General features: G+C 72.6%; 12 protein-coding genes. 5 read left to right on the top strand and 7 right to left on the bottom strand.

Annotated elements, in window-relative coordinates; translation table 11 throughout:
- Positions 1 to 90: 90 nt before the first annotated feature.
- Complete coding sequence (locus tag ACFCV8_RS01940) at positions 91 to 771, bottom strand: (2Fe-2S)-binding protein (RefSeq protein ID WP_376683282.1); 681 nt, start codon at positions 769 to 771, stop codon at positions 91 to 93.
- A gap of 199 nt (positions 772 to 970) precedes the next feature.
- On the opposite strand from ACFCV8_RS01940, the gene ACFCV8_RS01945 reads away from it, so the two are divergent.
- A complete protein-coding gene (locus ACFCV8_RS01945) occupies positions 971 to 2,014 on the top strand; it encodes a DMT family transporter (protein WP_376683283.1) in 1,044 nt (347 codons plus the stop codon).
- Here the strand turns inward: ACFCV8_RS01945 and ACFCV8_RS01950 are convergent.
- The 3 genes from ACFCV8_RS01950 to eat all read right to left on the bottom strand — a co-directional run bounded on the left by ACFCV8_RS01950 (position 1,984) and on the right by eat (position 5,740).
- Positions 1,984 to 3,369, bottom strand: a complete 1,386-nt coding sequence (locus ACFCV8_RS01950) for a peptidoglycan DD-metalloendopeptidase family protein (RefSeq protein WP_376683284.1) — start codon at positions 3,367 to 3,369, stop codon at positions 1,984 to 1,986. The two genes, ACFCV8_RS01945 and ACFCV8_RS01950, sit on opposite strands and share 31 nt — an antisense overlap.
- A 142-nt stretch (positions 3,370 to 3,511) precedes the next feature.
- On the bottom strand, positions 3,512 to 4,234 hold the full coding sequence (locus ACFCV8_RS01955; protein WP_376683285.1) for a gamma-glutamyl-gamma-aminobutyrate hydrolase family protein: 723 nt from the start codon (positions 4,232 to 4,234) through the stop codon (positions 3,512 to 3,514).
- 48 nt (positions 4,235 to 4,282) lie between these two features.
- Positions 4,283 to 5,740, bottom strand: a complete 1,458-nt coding sequence (eat, locus tag ACFCV8_RS01960; protein WP_376683286.1) for an ethanolamine permease — start codon at positions 5,738 to 5,740, stop codon at positions 4,283 to 4,285.
- 260 nt (positions 5,741 to 6,000) lie between these two features.
- Between eat and ACFCV8_RS01965 the strand changes: the two genes are divergently transcribed.
- Genes ACFCV8_RS01965 through ACFCV8_RS01975 form a run of 3 tightly spaced genes read left to right on the top strand, consistent with a single transcriptional unit; the run spans position 6,001 to position 9,627 of the window.
- Complete coding sequence (locus ACFCV8_RS01965) at positions 6,001 to 7,365, top strand: glutamine synthetase family protein (RefSeq protein WP_376683287.1); 1,365 nt, start codon at positions 6,001 to 6,003, stop codon at positions 7,363 to 7,365.
- 43 nt (positions 7,366 to 7,408) lie between these two features.
- Positions 7,409 to 8,836, top strand: coding sequence for an aldehyde dehydrogenase family protein (locus ACFCV8_RS01970; protein WP_376683288.1), 1,428 nt, complete (start codon positions 7,409 to 7,411; stop codon positions 8,834 to 8,836).
- Between the two features lie 5 nt (positions 8,837 to 8,841).
- Entirely contained in the window at positions 8,842 to 9,627 is a 786-nt protein-coding gene (locus ACFCV8_RS01975) for a 3-oxoacyl-ACP reductase (protein ID WP_376683289.1), read from the top strand.
- Here the strand turns inward: ACFCV8_RS01975 and ACFCV8_RS01980 are convergent.
- Entirely contained in the window at positions 9,624 to 10,232 is a 609-nt protein-coding gene (locus ACFCV8_RS01980) for a TetR/AcrR family transcriptional regulator (protein ID WP_376683290.1), read from the bottom strand. The genes ACFCV8_RS01975 and ACFCV8_RS01980 overlap by 4 nt on opposite strands.
- A gap of 172 nt (positions 10,233 to 10,404) precedes the next feature.
- Here ACFCV8_RS01980 and gndA point away from each other — a divergent pair, with 172 nt between their 5' ends.
- Positions 10,405 to 11,847, top strand: a complete 1,443-nt coding sequence (gene gndA / locus ACFCV8_RS01985; RefSeq protein ID WP_376683291.1) for an NADP-dependent phosphogluconate dehydrogenase — start codon at positions 10,405 to 10,407, stop codon at positions 11,845 to 11,847.
- 175 nt (positions 11,848 to 12,022) lie between these two features.
- Here gndA and ACFCV8_RS01990 read toward each other — a convergent pair whose 3' ends face one another.
- Together ACFCV8_RS01990 and ACFCV8_RS01995 are read right to left on the bottom strand one after the other, a co-directional pair.
- Positions 12,023 to 13,393: a hypothetical protein gene (locus tag ACFCV8_RS01990; protein ID WP_376683292.1), complete on the bottom strand. Its 1,371-nt coding sequence runs from the start codon at positions 13,391 to 13,393 to the stop codon at positions 12,023 to 12,025.
- A gap of 374 nt (positions 13,394 to 13,767) precedes the next feature.
- Complete coding sequence (locus tag ACFCV8_RS01995; RefSeq protein ID WP_376683293.1) at positions 13,768 to 14,196, bottom strand: hypothetical protein; 429 nt, start codon at positions 14,194 to 14,196, stop codon at positions 13,768 to 13,770.
- Positions 14,197 to 14,215: the final 19 nt, after the last annotated feature.

Raw genomic sequence — 14,215 nt, forward strand, 5'->3', positions numbered from 1 at the left:
GTCCTTGAGACGCTGGGGGCCGGGCCCCCCCCCGTGGGGGGGGGGGGGCACGCCCCCCCCCCCACGACCACGGCCGACAGGCCGGCCGGATCAGCGGCGTTCGAAGACGCAGTCGCCGCACAGTCCGCCCGTCGGCGTGCGGTAGTAGAGGCAGCAGCTGCGCCGGCGGAACGCCGCGTCGTGCGGGGCGCCGGTGGTCCGCAGGTCCGGGTGGTCGAAGAGCTCGGCGGTCAGCGCGCGGGCCCGTGCCACCACGTCGGGGCGGCGATGGGAGCCCGCCCAGGAGACCAGTTGGCGCAGGGCTCCCGCGAGCGCGGAGCCCGCGTTGCCCCACAGCAGCCGGTCGGACAGCGGGCCGTCCCGGTGGACCGCCTCGGCGAGCGGCACCAGGTGCCCGTACTGGACGGCCTCGCGGATGCGGTCGGCGGTCCCGGGCAGCGAGCCGGTGCCGTCGAGCCACAGGTCGTCGGGGGACGACGACCGCGGATCCCAGCGCAGGGCGCCGGGCGACAGATCGGGGAGCCGGCCCGTCGCCGCCGCCGGCCCGAGCGCCACCGACCAGAGCCGGGCGGCCAGCCCCAGGTGTGCGATCGAGGCGGCCACCCGGCGCTCGGCCGTCCCCAGCCGGGCCGCGACCGCGTCGACGCGAGCCGTCAGCGGGGCCTGCTCCCCCGCGTACAGCCGTGCCAGCGGGTGGTGTCCGCCGCCGGGCGGCGCGGTGGTCCGCAGCGCGAAGAAGCCGTCCGCCGGGCCCGCCGGGGACTCGTCCATTGCCTGTGCTCCTTCCCGGCGCTCCGGCGTGGAGCGGCCCCGCCCACGGTAGTCCCACGGGGCAGGGCAGTGGCCCCGGGCAGGAGGGCCACCCACCGGGGGTGGAGACGGGTACCGCGGCTGTACTACTGAAGCAGTACGTCCGATTGCCCTCTCAGGGACGACGACGCGGCGCCTCCTGGACGACATCGTGGGGTGCATGAGTTCCCTCGCGCTTTCCGTGCTGTTGTCCCTGGTCTCCGCGGTCGCCTACGCGGCCGGGGCGATCGTCCAGGAGCGCGTGGCCACCACCGGCGACGGCGGGTCGCTCGCGCCGCTGCGCAACCGGATCTGGTGGGTGGCCGTGGCCCTGAACGGGGTGGGCGCGGTGCTGCACGTCGTGGCGCTGGCCTACGGTCCGCTCAGTCTCGTCCAGCCACTGGGCGCGCTGACCATCGTCTTCGCCCTGCCGATGGCGGCGCTCTTCGTCCGCAGGCGGGCGGGGGCCACCGCGTGGCGGGGTGCGGTCATGGCGACGGCGGGGTTGTCGGGGCTGCTCGCGCTGACGGGGCACTCCGGGACCCACGCGCTGCGCGGGCCGGACCAGTTCGTGCTCGCCGGGGTGGCGCTGGGCGCGGTCGCGCTGCTCACCGGGGTCGCCGCCGGCGTGCGCCGTCCGGTGGCGCGGAGTGTGGTCCTGGCGGGAGCGGCGGGTATCGCGTTCGGCATCGCCTCGGTGTTCGTGAAGGCGGTCGCGGTGGTGTGGACCTCAGGTGCGGTGGTTGCCGGGCTGGTGGCGATCGCCCTGTTCGCCTCCGCCGGGACGCTGCTCTCCCAGGCCGCCTACCGGGGCGCCGGGCTGACCGCGCCGCTAGCGACGGTGACCGTGGCGAATCCGGTGGTGGCGGCGGTCGTCGGCATCGCGCTGTTCGGGGAGCGGTTCCGGTACGGCACGACCGGAACGGTGCTCGCGCTGGCCTGTGCCGTGGTCGCCGGGGGCGGCCTGGTCCTGCTCATGACGGAGCGGCTGGGCGCGGAATGCGGCGAGGGGACGGACGACGGCCCTCCCGACGCGGATGCCGCTCCGCGGGCGGCCGGCACCGCGGTGCGCCCGGCGCCGCCCCCACGGCCGCTGCCCACCGTCCTGCCGCTGGAACGCCTGGACCGGGTGATGTTCGGCACGGAGCGGACGGGGTCCGGGTCCGGCCGCCCGCCCGTGCTGGACGCCGCCGTTCAGACCTTGACGCCGCCCGCCCTGAGGTAGGCCAGCGGGTCGATGTCCGATCCGTAGCCGGGGCCGGTACGGATCTCGAAGTGCAGATGCGGGCCGGTGACGTTGCCGGTGGCGCCGGAACGGGCGATGCGCTGGCCCGCCGTGACATGCCGGCCCTCGCGCACGTGCAGCGCGGACAGGTGGGCGTACTGGCTGTACTTGCCGTCGCTGTGCCGGATCACGACCTGGTAGCCGTACGCCCCGCCCCAGCCAGCCGAGACGACCGTGCCGGAGGCGACCGCCCGGATCGACGTGCCGGTCGGGACCGGGAAGTCGACCCCCGTGTGGTAGCCGCTGGCCCAGGAACCGGGCTTGTGGTACGGGGTGCCGAGGCCCGCCGCCACGGGGGCGACGAGACCGGAGTGGTGCGTGGCCTGCTGCTTCTCGGGCGGGTGGCTCCCGGTCTTCTTCGGCTTCGGCCCGGGCCTGGCGGTCTCGTGGTGGGCCTTGGGCTTCGCGGTGTCCTTGCGCGGCTCGGGCTGCTTCGCGGTGTCCTTGCGCGGCTCGGACTTCTTCGCGGTCGCCTCGTGGGGCTTCGCCGTCTGCCGCTCGGGGGCGGTGGCCCGGTCGTGCCGTTCGGTGTTCGGGGTTTCGGTACGTTGCGGTGCGGGTGCGGTGGTCCCGCGGGTCTTCGGGGCGGCCTCGGGCCCGGACCGCTTCTCCGGCCGGGCCGCCGCCGGGCGCGGAGCGCGGGCGCTGTCCAGGCTCAGCCGCTGTCCGGGAAGGATGAGGTCGGGGTCGTCGCCCACCACCTCGCGGTTCTGCGCGTAGAGGTGCTGCCAGCCGCCCTTGAGGCGCTTGTTCGCCGCGATCGCGGAGAGCGAGTCGCCACGCGCCACGGTGTACGACTCCCGCTTGCCGGGCACGGTGGTCGGCGTGGCCGGGGCAGACGTGCGCGGCGCCTTCGGCGCACCGGTCCGCACCTGACCGGTGCGCTCGGACTGCGGGGCGATGTCGGGGGCCTGTCCGTCACGGGTCAGCCCCGCCTCGGTGGAGCAGGCGGGCCAGGCGCCCGGCCCCTGCGCGTCGAGCACCTTCTCGGCAATGTCGGTCTGCTGCTTGCGGGTGGCCAGGTCGGCGCGCGGGGCATAGACCGTGCCGCCGTAGGCCGCCCAGGTGGAGCGGGTGAACTGGAGCCCGCCGAAGTGGCCGTTGCCGTTGTTCATCTGCCAGTTGCCGGAGGACTCACAGGCCGCGACCTTCTCCCAGACGTCCGTCGGGGCGGCCTGTGCCGACACCGCGGCGACCAGCGGGAGCGCGATGCCCGCACCGCCCACGGTGACCGTGAGCGAGGCACGGTTGATCCGACTGGGCTGATACTTGCGGTGCCGTCCGTTCGCGGCCATGACTTGGCTCCCCCACTGGCATAGGACACGTCGCAATCGCCCAACTTATGTCCAGGCAAAGGGAGATGACAAGGGAGCGGGAGGGCGCACGGGGCACAGGGGGCGCACCCGTCCCGTCTCCGCCGCGGCCGGGGCCCGCCGGTCAGGGTGCCGGAACGCCCGCCCGGCCGGCGAGGCGGTGCCGGACCGCCGCCTCCACGAGCGCGGCCATGACCCGGGTGTCCTCGCCCGCCTCGGGGTGCCACTGGACCCCCAGCACCAGACCGTCGTGGCCGGTCAGCTCCACCGCCTCCACGGTGCCGTCGGCCGCGTGGGCGCTCGCCGTGAGGCCGGTCCCCAGCCGGTCCACGGCCTGGTGGTGGTAGGTCGGCACCGCGACCGGCTCGGCCACGGCTTCGGCGTACCGGGTGCCGGGCACGGGGGTGACGGTGTGTTCGCCGAAGACCCCGGTGCCCCCGGTGTGCCCGTCCAGGTGCTGGCGCAGGGTGCCGCCGAGGGCTACGTTGAGCAGTTGCATGCCCCGGCAGATGCCGAGCAGCGGGACGCCCCGGTCGATCGCCGCCCCGATCAGGGCCAGCTCCCAGGCGTCGCGGGCACGGCACGGCGGGCCCGTACGGGGATCGGGGCTCGCGCCGTAGCGGGCCGGTTCGACATCGGCGCCGCCCGCGACGACCACACCGTCCAGCGCGTCGACGGCCTCCCGGGCCGCGTCGGCGGTGTCGTCGGGCGGCAGCATCACCGCCAGCCCGCCGGCCGCCCGCACCAGACGGGGGTACCCGGCGGGCAGCAGGGCCGCGGGCATCTCCCACACCCCCCACCGGGCCGGTTCCTGGTAGGTGCTGATGCCGATGACGGGCCGGGCCATGGGGTCTCCTCCGGTTCGTGGCCAACTCTTCCGACGCGGTCGGTACGTTCAGTCCCGGGAGAGTTCCGCCTCGGCCGCCGCCAGGGCGGCGAACTCTTCCTCGGGGGCTCCCGCGACCAGGCGGTGACGGCTGTAGAACGCGAAGTAGGCCAGCGCCACCGCGTACACACCGAGCGCGATGAACGCCGCGTCCCGGTCCACCAGGAAGGTCGCCACCAGGGCCGAGCATGCCAGGACGAAGGCCACCGAGGAGGTGAGCGCGCCGCCGGGCGTGCGGTAGGGGCGTTCGAGCTCCGGTTCGCGGCGGCGCAGCACGACGTGGGAGAGCGCCATCAGGGCGTAGCTGATGGTGGCGCCGAAGACGGCGACGTTCAGGATCCGGCCGCCGTTGCCGATCCAGGCGGCGAGGGTGAAGCCGATCGCGCCGGGGATCAGCAGGCCGAGGTAGGGCGATTTGCGGCGGTTGGTCAGCGAGAGGAAGCGCGGCAGGTATCCGGCCCGGGAGAGCGCGAACAGCTGGCGGGAGCCGGCGTAGATCAGTGAGAAGAACGACGCCACCAGCCCGGCCAGGCCCGCGTAGTTGACGAAGCGGCTCAGTCCGGTGGGTCCGCCCTCGCCCTCCAGCGCGACCACCAGCGGGTTGCCCGCCTCCTGGATGGCCCTGGCCCCCTGCGCGCCGGTGGCGGCGAAGAAGGTGAGGACCGCCAGCCCCACCAGTACGGTCAGCGAGATGGCCAGCGCCCTCGGCATCGACCTGACCGGGTCCTTGGCCTCCTCGGCGGCGAGCGGCACGCCTTCGACGCCGAGGAAGAACCACATGCCGAAGGGGAAGGCGGCCCAGATGCCGAGCAGTCCGAAGGGCAGCCAGCTCGACGAGCCGACGGCGCCGTGGTCCACCGGGATGTCGTCGAGCCTGCTGACGTCGAAGTCGGTGAGCGCGCCGACGGCGAAGACGAGCAGTGCGGCCACCGCGACGGCGGTCACGACCAGGCTGAAACGCAGCGCCTCGCCGACGCCCCACAGGTGGATGCCGATGAACAGGGCGAAGCAGGCGAGGTACACGGGCCATCCGGAGGTGAGACCGAACAGGCCGAGGGACTGGACGTAGTCGCCGATGAACAGCGAGATCGCGGCGGGGGCGAGGATGTACTCGATGAGGATGGCCGTTCCGGTCAGGAAGCCGCCCCAGGTGCCGAGTGCGCGGCGCGCGAAGCCGTAACCGCCGCCCGCGGTGGGCAGGATGGCGGAGAGTTCGGCCAGCGCGAAGACCAGGCAGGCGTACATCAGGCCCATCAGCACCATGGCCGCGGCGAGCCCGCCGAAGCCGCCCTTGGACAGGCCGATGTTCCAGCCGGAGTAGTCACCGGACACGACGTAGGCGACGCCGAGCCCGGTGAGCAGCAGCCAGCCCGCGCTGCCCCTTCGCAGGGTGCGGCGATGCAGGTAGGCGTCGGTGCCGGACGGTTCGCCGGGCGGGCTGGTGGGGGTGTCGGTTCCCTGGGCCATGGGCGCTCCAGACGTGTGGCGGCGGCTCTGGGTCGAGGGCGGGGAGGCTGACCGATCCTCGATCAAAGGTTCAACCGGACACCTTTGTGGAACGACCGGTGAAACACAAGGGCCCGTCACCAAGCTGCGCCGACCAATGCGAAACAGGCCCGGCGGCGCGTACCCGCCGGACCGGTCCGCCACCCACGGCCGGGCCCCCTTCCCAATCAATGGTCTCCTGTCATACCTTACGGATCCCGGTGCACCCAAGGAGGAATCCCGTGGCAGACCGCACACCCCCGCTGACCGTCGAGAAGCTGCGCGCGCTCGTCGCGGACGGGTCCGTCGACACCGTCGTGCTGGCCTTCCCGGACATGCAGGGGCGGCTCCAGGGCAAGCGGTTCGCCGCCGGTTTCTTCCTCGACGAGGTGCTGGAGCACGGCACCGAGGGCTGCAACTACCTGCTGGCGGTGGACACCGAGATGAACACCGTCGGCGGCTACGCGATGTCCTCCTGGGAGAGCGGCTACGGCGACTTCGCGATGCTCCCGGACCTCGCCACGCTGCGGCTGCTGCCCTGGCACCCGGGCACCGCGATGCTCCTCGCGGACCTCGCCTGGGACGACGGCCGCCCGGTGGCCGCCGCACCGCGCCAGGTGCTCCGCCGCCAGCTGGACCGGCTGGCGGGGCTCGGACTGCGTGCCCAGGTGGGCACGGAGCTGGAGTTCATCGTCTTCAAGGACAGCTACGAACAGGCCTGGGACCGCGGGTACCGGGGGCTGACCCCGGTCAATCAGTACAACATCGACTACTCCATCCTGGGCACCGGCCGCGTGGAGCCGCTGCTGCGCCGCATCCGCAACGAGATGCAGGGCGCCGGACTGACCGTCGAGTCGGCCAAGGGGGAGTGCAACCTCGGCCAGCACGAGATCGCCTTCCGTTACGACGAGGCGCTGGTCACCTGCGACCAGCACGCCGTCTACAAGACGGGCGCCAAGGAGATCGCCGCGCAGGAGGGCGTCGCGCTCACCTTCATGGCCAAGTACGACGAGCGCGAGGGCAACTCCTGCCACATCCATCTCTCGCTCACCGACGCCGGGGGCACGAACGCCATGGCCGGTGACGGCCCGGACGGAATGTCGGAGCTGATGCGCCACTTCCTCGCCGGACAGCTCGCCGCGCTGCGCGACTTCTCCCTGCTGTACGCGCCGAACATCAACTCCTACAAGCGGTTCCAGCCCGGCTCCTTCGCACCGACCGCCGTCGCCTGGGGGCACGACAACCGCACCTGCGCGCTGCGCGTGGTCGGGCACGGCGCCTCGCGCCGCTTCGAGAACCGGCTGCCCGGCGGCGACGTGAACCCGTACCTCGCCACCGCGGGGCTGATCGCCGCCGGGCTGTACGGCGTGGAGCACGGGCTGGCGCTCCCGGAGCCGTGCGCGGGCAACGCCTACACCGCCGGGTACGAGCAGGTCCCGGGCACTCTGCGCGAGGCCGCCGACCTGTGGGAGGCCAGCCCCGTCGCCAAGGAGGTGTTCGGCGAAGAGGTCGTCGCGCACTACCTGAACATGGCGCGTGTCGAACTGACCGCCTACGACGCCGCCGTCACCGACTGGGAGCTGCGGCGTTCCTTCGAACGCCTGTGACCTCCTCCCCCGCCCCGTCCGCCACTCCCGATCGAGGCCGTACGTGTCCCACCCGAACGCACCGCAGACCCCGGACGCAGCACACACCGAGGACGCACCGCACACCCTGGACGTCCTGAACCCGGCCACCGCCGAGGTCGTCGCCACCGTCCCGTCCACCACCGCCGCCGAGGTCGACGCGGCCGTCGCACGCGCCGTCGCCGCCCAGCGCGTCTGGGCCGCGGCGGCGCCCGCCGACCGTGCCCGGCTGCTCCGCCGCTTCGCCGCCGTCGTCGACGCGCACACCGAGGAGCTGGCCCTGACCGAGGTCCGCGAAGCCGGTCACACCCTCGGCAACGCCCGCTGGGAGGCGGGCAACGTACGCGACCTGCTCGACTACTGCGCGGGCGGTGTCGAGCGGCTGCTGGGCCGCCAGATCCCGGTCGCCGGCGGCATCGACTTCACCCTGCTGGAGCCGCTGGGCGTCATCGGCGTCATCACGCCCTGGAACTTCCCGATGCCGATCGCCGCCTGGGGCACGGCCCCGGCACTCGCCGCCGGGAACGCCGTCCTGCTCAAGCCCGCCGAGACCACCCCGCTGACCGCGCTGCGCCTGGCCGGACTGGCCCTGGAGGCGGGGCTGCCCGACGGGCTCTTCCAGGTGCTGCCCGGCGAGGGGCCGGTGGCCGGTGCCGCTCTCGTGGAGCACCCCGGCGTGGCCAAGATCGTCTTCACCGGCTCCACCCGGACCGGCAAGCACATCATGGCCCGCTGCGCCGCACGCGTGAAGCGCCTGACCCTGGAACTGGGCGGCAAGAGCCCGAACGTGGTCTTCGCCGACGCCGATCTGGCGGCCGCGGCAGCCGCCGCGCCGATGTCCTTCCTGGACAACGCGGGCCAGGACTGCTGCGCCCGGACCCGCATCCTGGTCGAGCGCTCGGTCCACGACCGCTTCCTGGAACTGCTGGCACCGGCCGTCGCCGCCGTGGTGGTCGGCGACCCGTCGGACGAGAAGAGCCAGATGGGGCCGCTGATCTCGGCGGCCCAGCGGGACCGGGTGCGCTCGTACCTGGAGGACGGGCCGGCGCCGGGCACGGAGACGATCCTCGGCTCGGCCCCCGAAGGCCCCGGGTTCTGGTACCCGCCGACCGTCCTCGCCGGTGTGTCGCCCGACGCCCCGGTCGCCGTCGACGAGGTCTTCGGCCCGGTCGCCGTGGTGCTGCCCTTCGACGACGAGGCGGACGCCGTGCGGCTGGCGAATGCCACGGAGTACGGGCTGTCCGGGTCGGTGTGGACCCGGGACGTGGGCCGTGCGCTGCGCGTCGGGCAGGGGCTGCGGGCCGGGAACCTCTCGGTCAACTCGCACTCCAGCGTCCGCTACGCCACACCCTTCGGGGGCTACCGGCAGTCCGGGCTGGGCCGTGAGCTCGGCCCCGACGCCCTCACCGCGTTCACCGAGACCAAGAACATCTTCATCAGCACGGAGGACTGAGCACCATGACCGACACCACCGTCGTCTGCCGCCGCCTGGCCGGCCGCACCGCCGTCGTCACCGGGGCCGGAAGCGGCATCGGCCTGGCCACCGCGCGGCGCCTGGCCACCGAGGGCGCGTACGTCGTCTGCGCCGATGTGGACGAGACGGCCGGAAAGGCCGCCGCCGAGGAGGTCGACGGCCTCTTCGTCCGTACCGACGTGACCGATGCCGAGCAGGTGGAGGCCCTGTTCAAGGCCGCGTTCGACGCCTACGGCTCGGTCGATGTCGCCTTCAACAACGCGGGCATCTCGCCGCCCGAGGACGACTCCATCCTGGAGACCGGTCTCGACGCCTGGCGCCGGGTGCAGGAGGTCAACCTCACCTCCGTCTACCTGTGCTGCAAGGCGGCCATCCCGTACATGCGCCGCCAGGGCAAGGGTTCCATCATCAACACGGCGTCCTTCGTCGCCCGGATGGGCGCGGCCACCTCGCAGATCTCGTACACCGCGTCCAAGGGCGGGGTGCTGGCGATGTCGCGGGAGCTGGGGGTGCAGTTCGCGCGCGAGGGCATCCGGGTCAACGCACTGTGTCCGGGGCCGGTCAACACCCCGCTGCTCCAGGAGCTTTTCGCGAAGGACCCGGAGCGGGCCGCCCGCCGCCTGGTGCACATCCCGGTCGGCCGCTTCGCCGAGGCCACCGAGATCGCCGCCGCCGTCGCCTTCCTGGCGAGCGACGACTCCTCCTTCGTCAACGCCACCGACTTCCTGGTGGACGGCGGTATCTCCGGCGCGTACGTCACACCGCTCTAGGCGATGCCCACACTGGCCGTTCCCGGCCCCGGATCCGTCGCGGACGGCCAGTGCTCCAGCAGGAAGTGCAGCGCCTGGACGGACCGTTCCCAGGAGGCCTGCACATCGCGGGGTGCGCCGAATCCGCCGCTCGCCTCCAGGGCGCAGTAGCCGTGGAAGGCACTGCGCAACAGCCGCACCGCGTCCGTGAGATCGGGCTCGGTCAGGCCGTAGGCGCGCAGCATCCCGCCAGTGATCTCGATGGTCCGGCGGTACGCGGACGACCCCGCGACGATCTCGGGGTCGACCCGCATCTGTGTCGCCGCGTACCGTCCCGGGTGCTCCAGGGCGAAGGCCCGGTAGGCGTCGGCGAACCCGGTCAGCGCGTCCTTGCCCGCGCGGCCCGCGACGGCGGCCGCGATCCGGTCGATGAACTCCCCGGCGGCCAGCAGCGCGACCCGGGTGCGCAGATCGTTCAGGTTGCGGACGTGCGAGTACAGGCTGGCGTCCTTGACGCCGAAGCCCCGGGCCAGAGCGGAGAGGGTGACCTTCTCGAAGCCGATGGAATCGGCCAGGTCAGCCGCCGCCTCCACCACGCGTTCGGTCGTGAGACCCGCGCGTGCCATTCCCCACCTCCGTCGGAGCAGTTCTTAGAGCATCCAGGAATTTTCCTAATATACACAGGAAGCCTCGTCCGGACGACGCCGAACAGGCCGTCCCGCCGCCCCGTACCCATACTGAAGACTCCGGCCTGCCGAAGATCCAGGCACCTCCCGAGACAGATTGCGGAGCATCACGATGAGCGGCACCGCGCAGATCGGCGTCACAGGGCTCGCGGTCATGGGCCGCAACCTCGCGCGCAATTTCGCCCGCCACGGATTCACCGTCGCGGTGCACAACCGGACCACCGCGAAGACCGAGGCCCTGGTCGAGGAGTTCGGCGGCGAGGGATCCTTCGTTCCCGCACGGACGGCCGAGGAGTTCGTCGCGACACTGGAACGCCCGCGCAGGCTTGTGATCATGGTGAAGGCGGGCGAGCCGACCGACGCGGTGATCAAGGAGTTCGCCCCGCTCCTGGAGGAGGGCGACGTCATCATCGACGGCGGCAACGCGCACTTCGAGGACACCCGCCGCCGCGAGAAGGAGCTGCGCGGGCGCGGCATCCACTTCGTCGGGGTCGGCATCTCGGGCGGTGAGGAGGGTGCGCTGCACGGACCGAGCATCATGCCGGGCGGTTCGGCCGAGTCGTACCGTTCGCTGGGGCCGTTGCTGGAGCGGATCGCCGCCAAGGCCGAGGACGGCACCCCGTGCACCACTCACATCGGCCCCGACGGGGCCGGGCACTTCGTGAAGATGGTGCACAACGGCATCGAGTACGCGGACATGCAGCTGATCGCCGAGGCGTACGACCTGCTGCGCTCCGTGGCGGGCTACTCCCCCGCGAAGATCGCCGAGACCTTCCGGGGCTGGAACTCGGGCCGCCTCGACTCGTATCTGATCGAGATCACCGCCGAGGTCCTGGCGCACACCGACGCGGCCACCGGCCAGCCCTTCGTCGATGTCGTGGAGGACCGGGCCGAACAGAAGGGCACGGGCCGCTGGACGGTGCAGATCGCGCTCGATCTCGGGGTGCCGGTCTCCGGCATCGCGGAGGCCGTCTTCGCGCGGTCACTGTCCGGGCACGCGGATCTGCGCGCCGCCGCCCGGCACCTGGCGGGCCCGACGGCCGTCCCGCTCGACGAGACGGCGGCCGCGGCCTTCGCCACCCGGGTGGAGCAGGCGCTGTACGCGTCCAAGATCGTCTCGTACACCCAGGGGTTCCACCAGATCCGGGCGGGCAGCGAGGAGTACGGCTGGGACATCGACCTCGGCGCGGTGGCGTCGATCTGGCGGGCCGGGTGCATCATCCGCGCCGCGTTCCTGGACCGCATCCGGGCCGCCTACGACACCCGCCCGGACCTGCCGAGTCTGCTGTCCGACGCACGGTTCGCCGAGGAGATCGGCGCGGCGCAGGACGACTGGCGCGCGGTGGTCGCCGAGGCGGTGCGGCAGGGGGTGCCGACGCCGGGGTTCGCCGCCGCGCTCTCGTACTACGACGGGCTGCGCGCCGACCGGCTGCCCGCCGCGCTCACCCAGGCGCAGCGCGACTTCTTCGGCGCGCACACCTACCGCCGGACCGATCGCAGGGGTTCCTTCCACACGCTGTGGGGCGGTGACCGCTCCGAGGTCGCCGTGGGCTGACCGGCACCCGCGAGCACGCCCCTGCCGGGCGTCGCGCGAGGAGTGCCTCCTTCTCGATGCCGCGTCCGGCACGGGTTTCCCGCACCGGACGCGCCACCGCTGCCCGGTGGAGTCCGCCCCGTGCCGCACGGGGCGGGGCGGCCGCTGCGGCGGTCCGCTCCGCCCCGGTGGCCGGTCAGTTGACGGCCAGCACCGCCGTGTTGTTGGTGAGGTCCGGGTCGAAGTCGAAGGGGTACGTGCCGAACTCGCCGTAGGCGGGGTGGATGCTCACGGCACCGGTCGCCCCGGGTACCACGGTGTCGACGCGCACGGAGAACGCGAACGTGCGCTGTGTGTCCTCCAGCACCCAGTACCGCAGGTCGCAGTCGTAGCGCGGGGCGCCCGTCTGCTTCGGGTAGTAGCCGCCGGCGAGGGTGCGGGGGCGGCAGCCGGACGGTACGCCGGTGACCGTGGTGCCCTCGGGCACGATCAGCCGGACCTCGGCGACCGGGTCGCCGGAGCCGAGATTGCCGAACCAGGCCGGTCCGTTGTTCTTGAACGTGAGTTCGGCCGTGCTCGTCCCGCCCGCCGCGCCAAAGATCGCGTCGCCGGTCACGGAGAAGTCCGCGGTGCTCTTCGCGCCGATCTGGAGGATCGTGTAGTCGTCCCGGGAGTCGATGTCCTGGGCTCCGTCGCCCGGCTCGACGTCGATGTCCAGCCGTTCGTTCAGCGCCTGCGGGGCGAGCCGTACTGTCAGCGGCTCGGGCAGCTCGAAGGAGTCTCCCGGCGCCAGCACCTGGTCGAACGTGCAGACCACCTGGGTCGACGGAGCGTAGTCGTCGCCGTCGGTCGTGGTGTAGGTGCAGGCTTCGTACCGGGTCAGGTCCGTCAGGCCGTACGAGGCGGACAGCTTGACGGTGAGCCCGTTCGCGCTCTCGTTGCCGTTGTTGGTGACCTCGAACGGGATCGTCCACTCGTCTCCGGGCCGGCCGTCCTCGATGCCTGCGACGGGGGCGATGGCGAGATCGGGCCCGGCGCCGACGGTGAGTGTGGTGTCGAAGCTCTCGTGCGGCGCGGTGAGCGTGCCGTCGGGCCCGCCGGTGGCCGTCGCCTCGTAGGTGATCCTGCCCCGCGCACCGGCTTCGGCGCCGTCGGCCGCGCGCACCGTCAGGAACACCTGGTTCTTGTAGTCGCCCCCGATCGCGGGCACCACGGGGATGTCGCACACCGCGCTCGTGCCGCTGGGTGCGCAGTTGTCGGGCCAGGTCACCTCGGCGACCCCGGCGAGGCCGGAGACGTCGACGGTAAGTCTGCCGTCGGTCACCGTGAAGTTCTCGTTGTCGTGGTAGACACCGACCTCGAGGGTGCGGGACTGCGGCTGTCCGCCGTCGGTGCCGAGCGGAATGGTGCGCTCGTTCGGCTCGTTGATCCACAGCTGGTCGGTCTGCGGCAGGTCGTCGGCCGCGAACGCGGGCACGGCAAGGCCGACGGTCAGCAGACCGGCGACCACCGTCACGGCGGCACCGGATCTGAGACGTACGCGGCGTTTGGCGGAGAACGATCTCATTGCTACCCCCCAAGGGTGTGATGAAGCACCGGCAACCCCGGCGCGCCGGGAGGATCATCACATGGCGGGAGCCGCGTCGCGCCCTGGTTTTCCGCCCTTCGGGAGTGAAGAGTCCGGGCTCGTCCGACTATTGACGGCCCGTCAGCTCGGCGACCCGGCTTCGGCTTCGGCTTCGGCTTCGGCACACGATCCGGGAAAGGGCGCTTCCCTGAGGTCCGTCACATTCTGCGGGCTGCCGACGCCGACCGGTCGTACGGTGCCGGCCCGCTCCGCGTGCCACGCGCCGGAGCCCCCGGCCGCGTCCTTACCGTCCGCACGGTCCGGTGTCCCGGCGCGGCTCGGCATCCGCGGAACCGAGGGCTCCACGCCTGCGTTCAGCGGCCTCCGTCGGCTCCCATGTGGAACCTCGTCAGCGCGAAAATGATCACGAGGTCGAGTGCCATGACCGGGATGGCCCACGCCGGGTAGTACGGAACGAACATGAACTGCGTGATCAGGCTGATCCCCGCCACCGCCGCACCGGCCCCCCGGCCCCAGCTCTTGTTCGCCAGGATCGCCAGCCCGGCGACCACGAGCGCCACACCGACCACGAGGTGAATCACACCCCAGGCGGTGAGGTCGAACCGGTAGATGTACCGGGTCGAGGCCGCGAACAGGTTGTCCTCCGCGATACCGGACGCGCCGAGGAGAATGCTGAGCGGCCCGCTGATCATCATCAGGGCCCCGGCTACCTCGGACGCACCGTCTATCGTCGTGCCGGACCCCCTGGGCCCTGGCGATGTCTTGTTCGGCGTCGCTGTCATGGCCGTCGCCTTCCTGTCG

Origin of the sequence: Streptomyces sp. NPDC056347, assembly GCF_042262625.1 — a bacterium.
Classification (GTDB): domain Bacteria; phylum Actinomycetota; class Actinomycetes; order Streptomycetales; family Streptomycetaceae; genus Streptomyces.

Coding starts and splice junctions, on each gene's coding strand:
- ACFCV8_RS01940 (WP_376683282.1), bottom strand. CDS start 771: ATGGACGAGTCCCCGGCGGGCCCGGCGGACGGCTTCTTCGCGCTGCGG.
- ACFCV8_RS01945 (WP_376683283.1), top strand. CDS start 971: ATGAGTTCCCTCGCGCTTTCCGTGCTGTTGTCCCTGGTCTCCGCGGTC.
- ACFCV8_RS01950 (WP_376683284.1), bottom strand. CDS start 3,369: ATGGCCGCGAACGGACGGCACCGCAAGTATCAGCCCAGTCGGATCAAC.
- ACFCV8_RS01955 (WP_376683285.1), bottom strand. CDS start 4,234: ATGGCCCGGCCCGTCATCGGCATCAGCACCTACCAGGAACCGGCCCGG.
- eat (WP_376683286.1), bottom strand. CDS start 5,740: ATGGCCCAGGGAACCGACACCCCCACCAGCCCGCCCGGCGAACCGTCC.
- ACFCV8_RS01975 (WP_376683289.1), top strand. CDS start 8,842: ATGACCGACACCACCGTCGTCTGCCGCCGCCTGGCCGGCCGCACCGCC.
- ACFCV8_RS01980 (WP_376683290.1), bottom strand. CDS start 10,232: ATGGCACGCGCGGGTCTCACGACCGAACGCGTGGTGGAGGCGGCGGCT.
- gndA (WP_376683291.1), top strand. CDS start 10,405: ATGAGCGGCACCGCGCAGATCGGCGTCACAGGGCTCGCGGTCATGGGC.
- ACFCV8_RS01990 (WP_376683292.1), bottom strand. CDS start 13,393: ATGAGATCGTTCTCCGCCAAACGCCGCGTACGTCTCAGATCCGGTGCC.
- ACFCV8_RS01995 (WP_376683293.1), bottom strand. CDS start 14,196: ATGACAGCGACGCCGAACAAGACATCGCCAGGGCCCAGGGGGTCCGGC.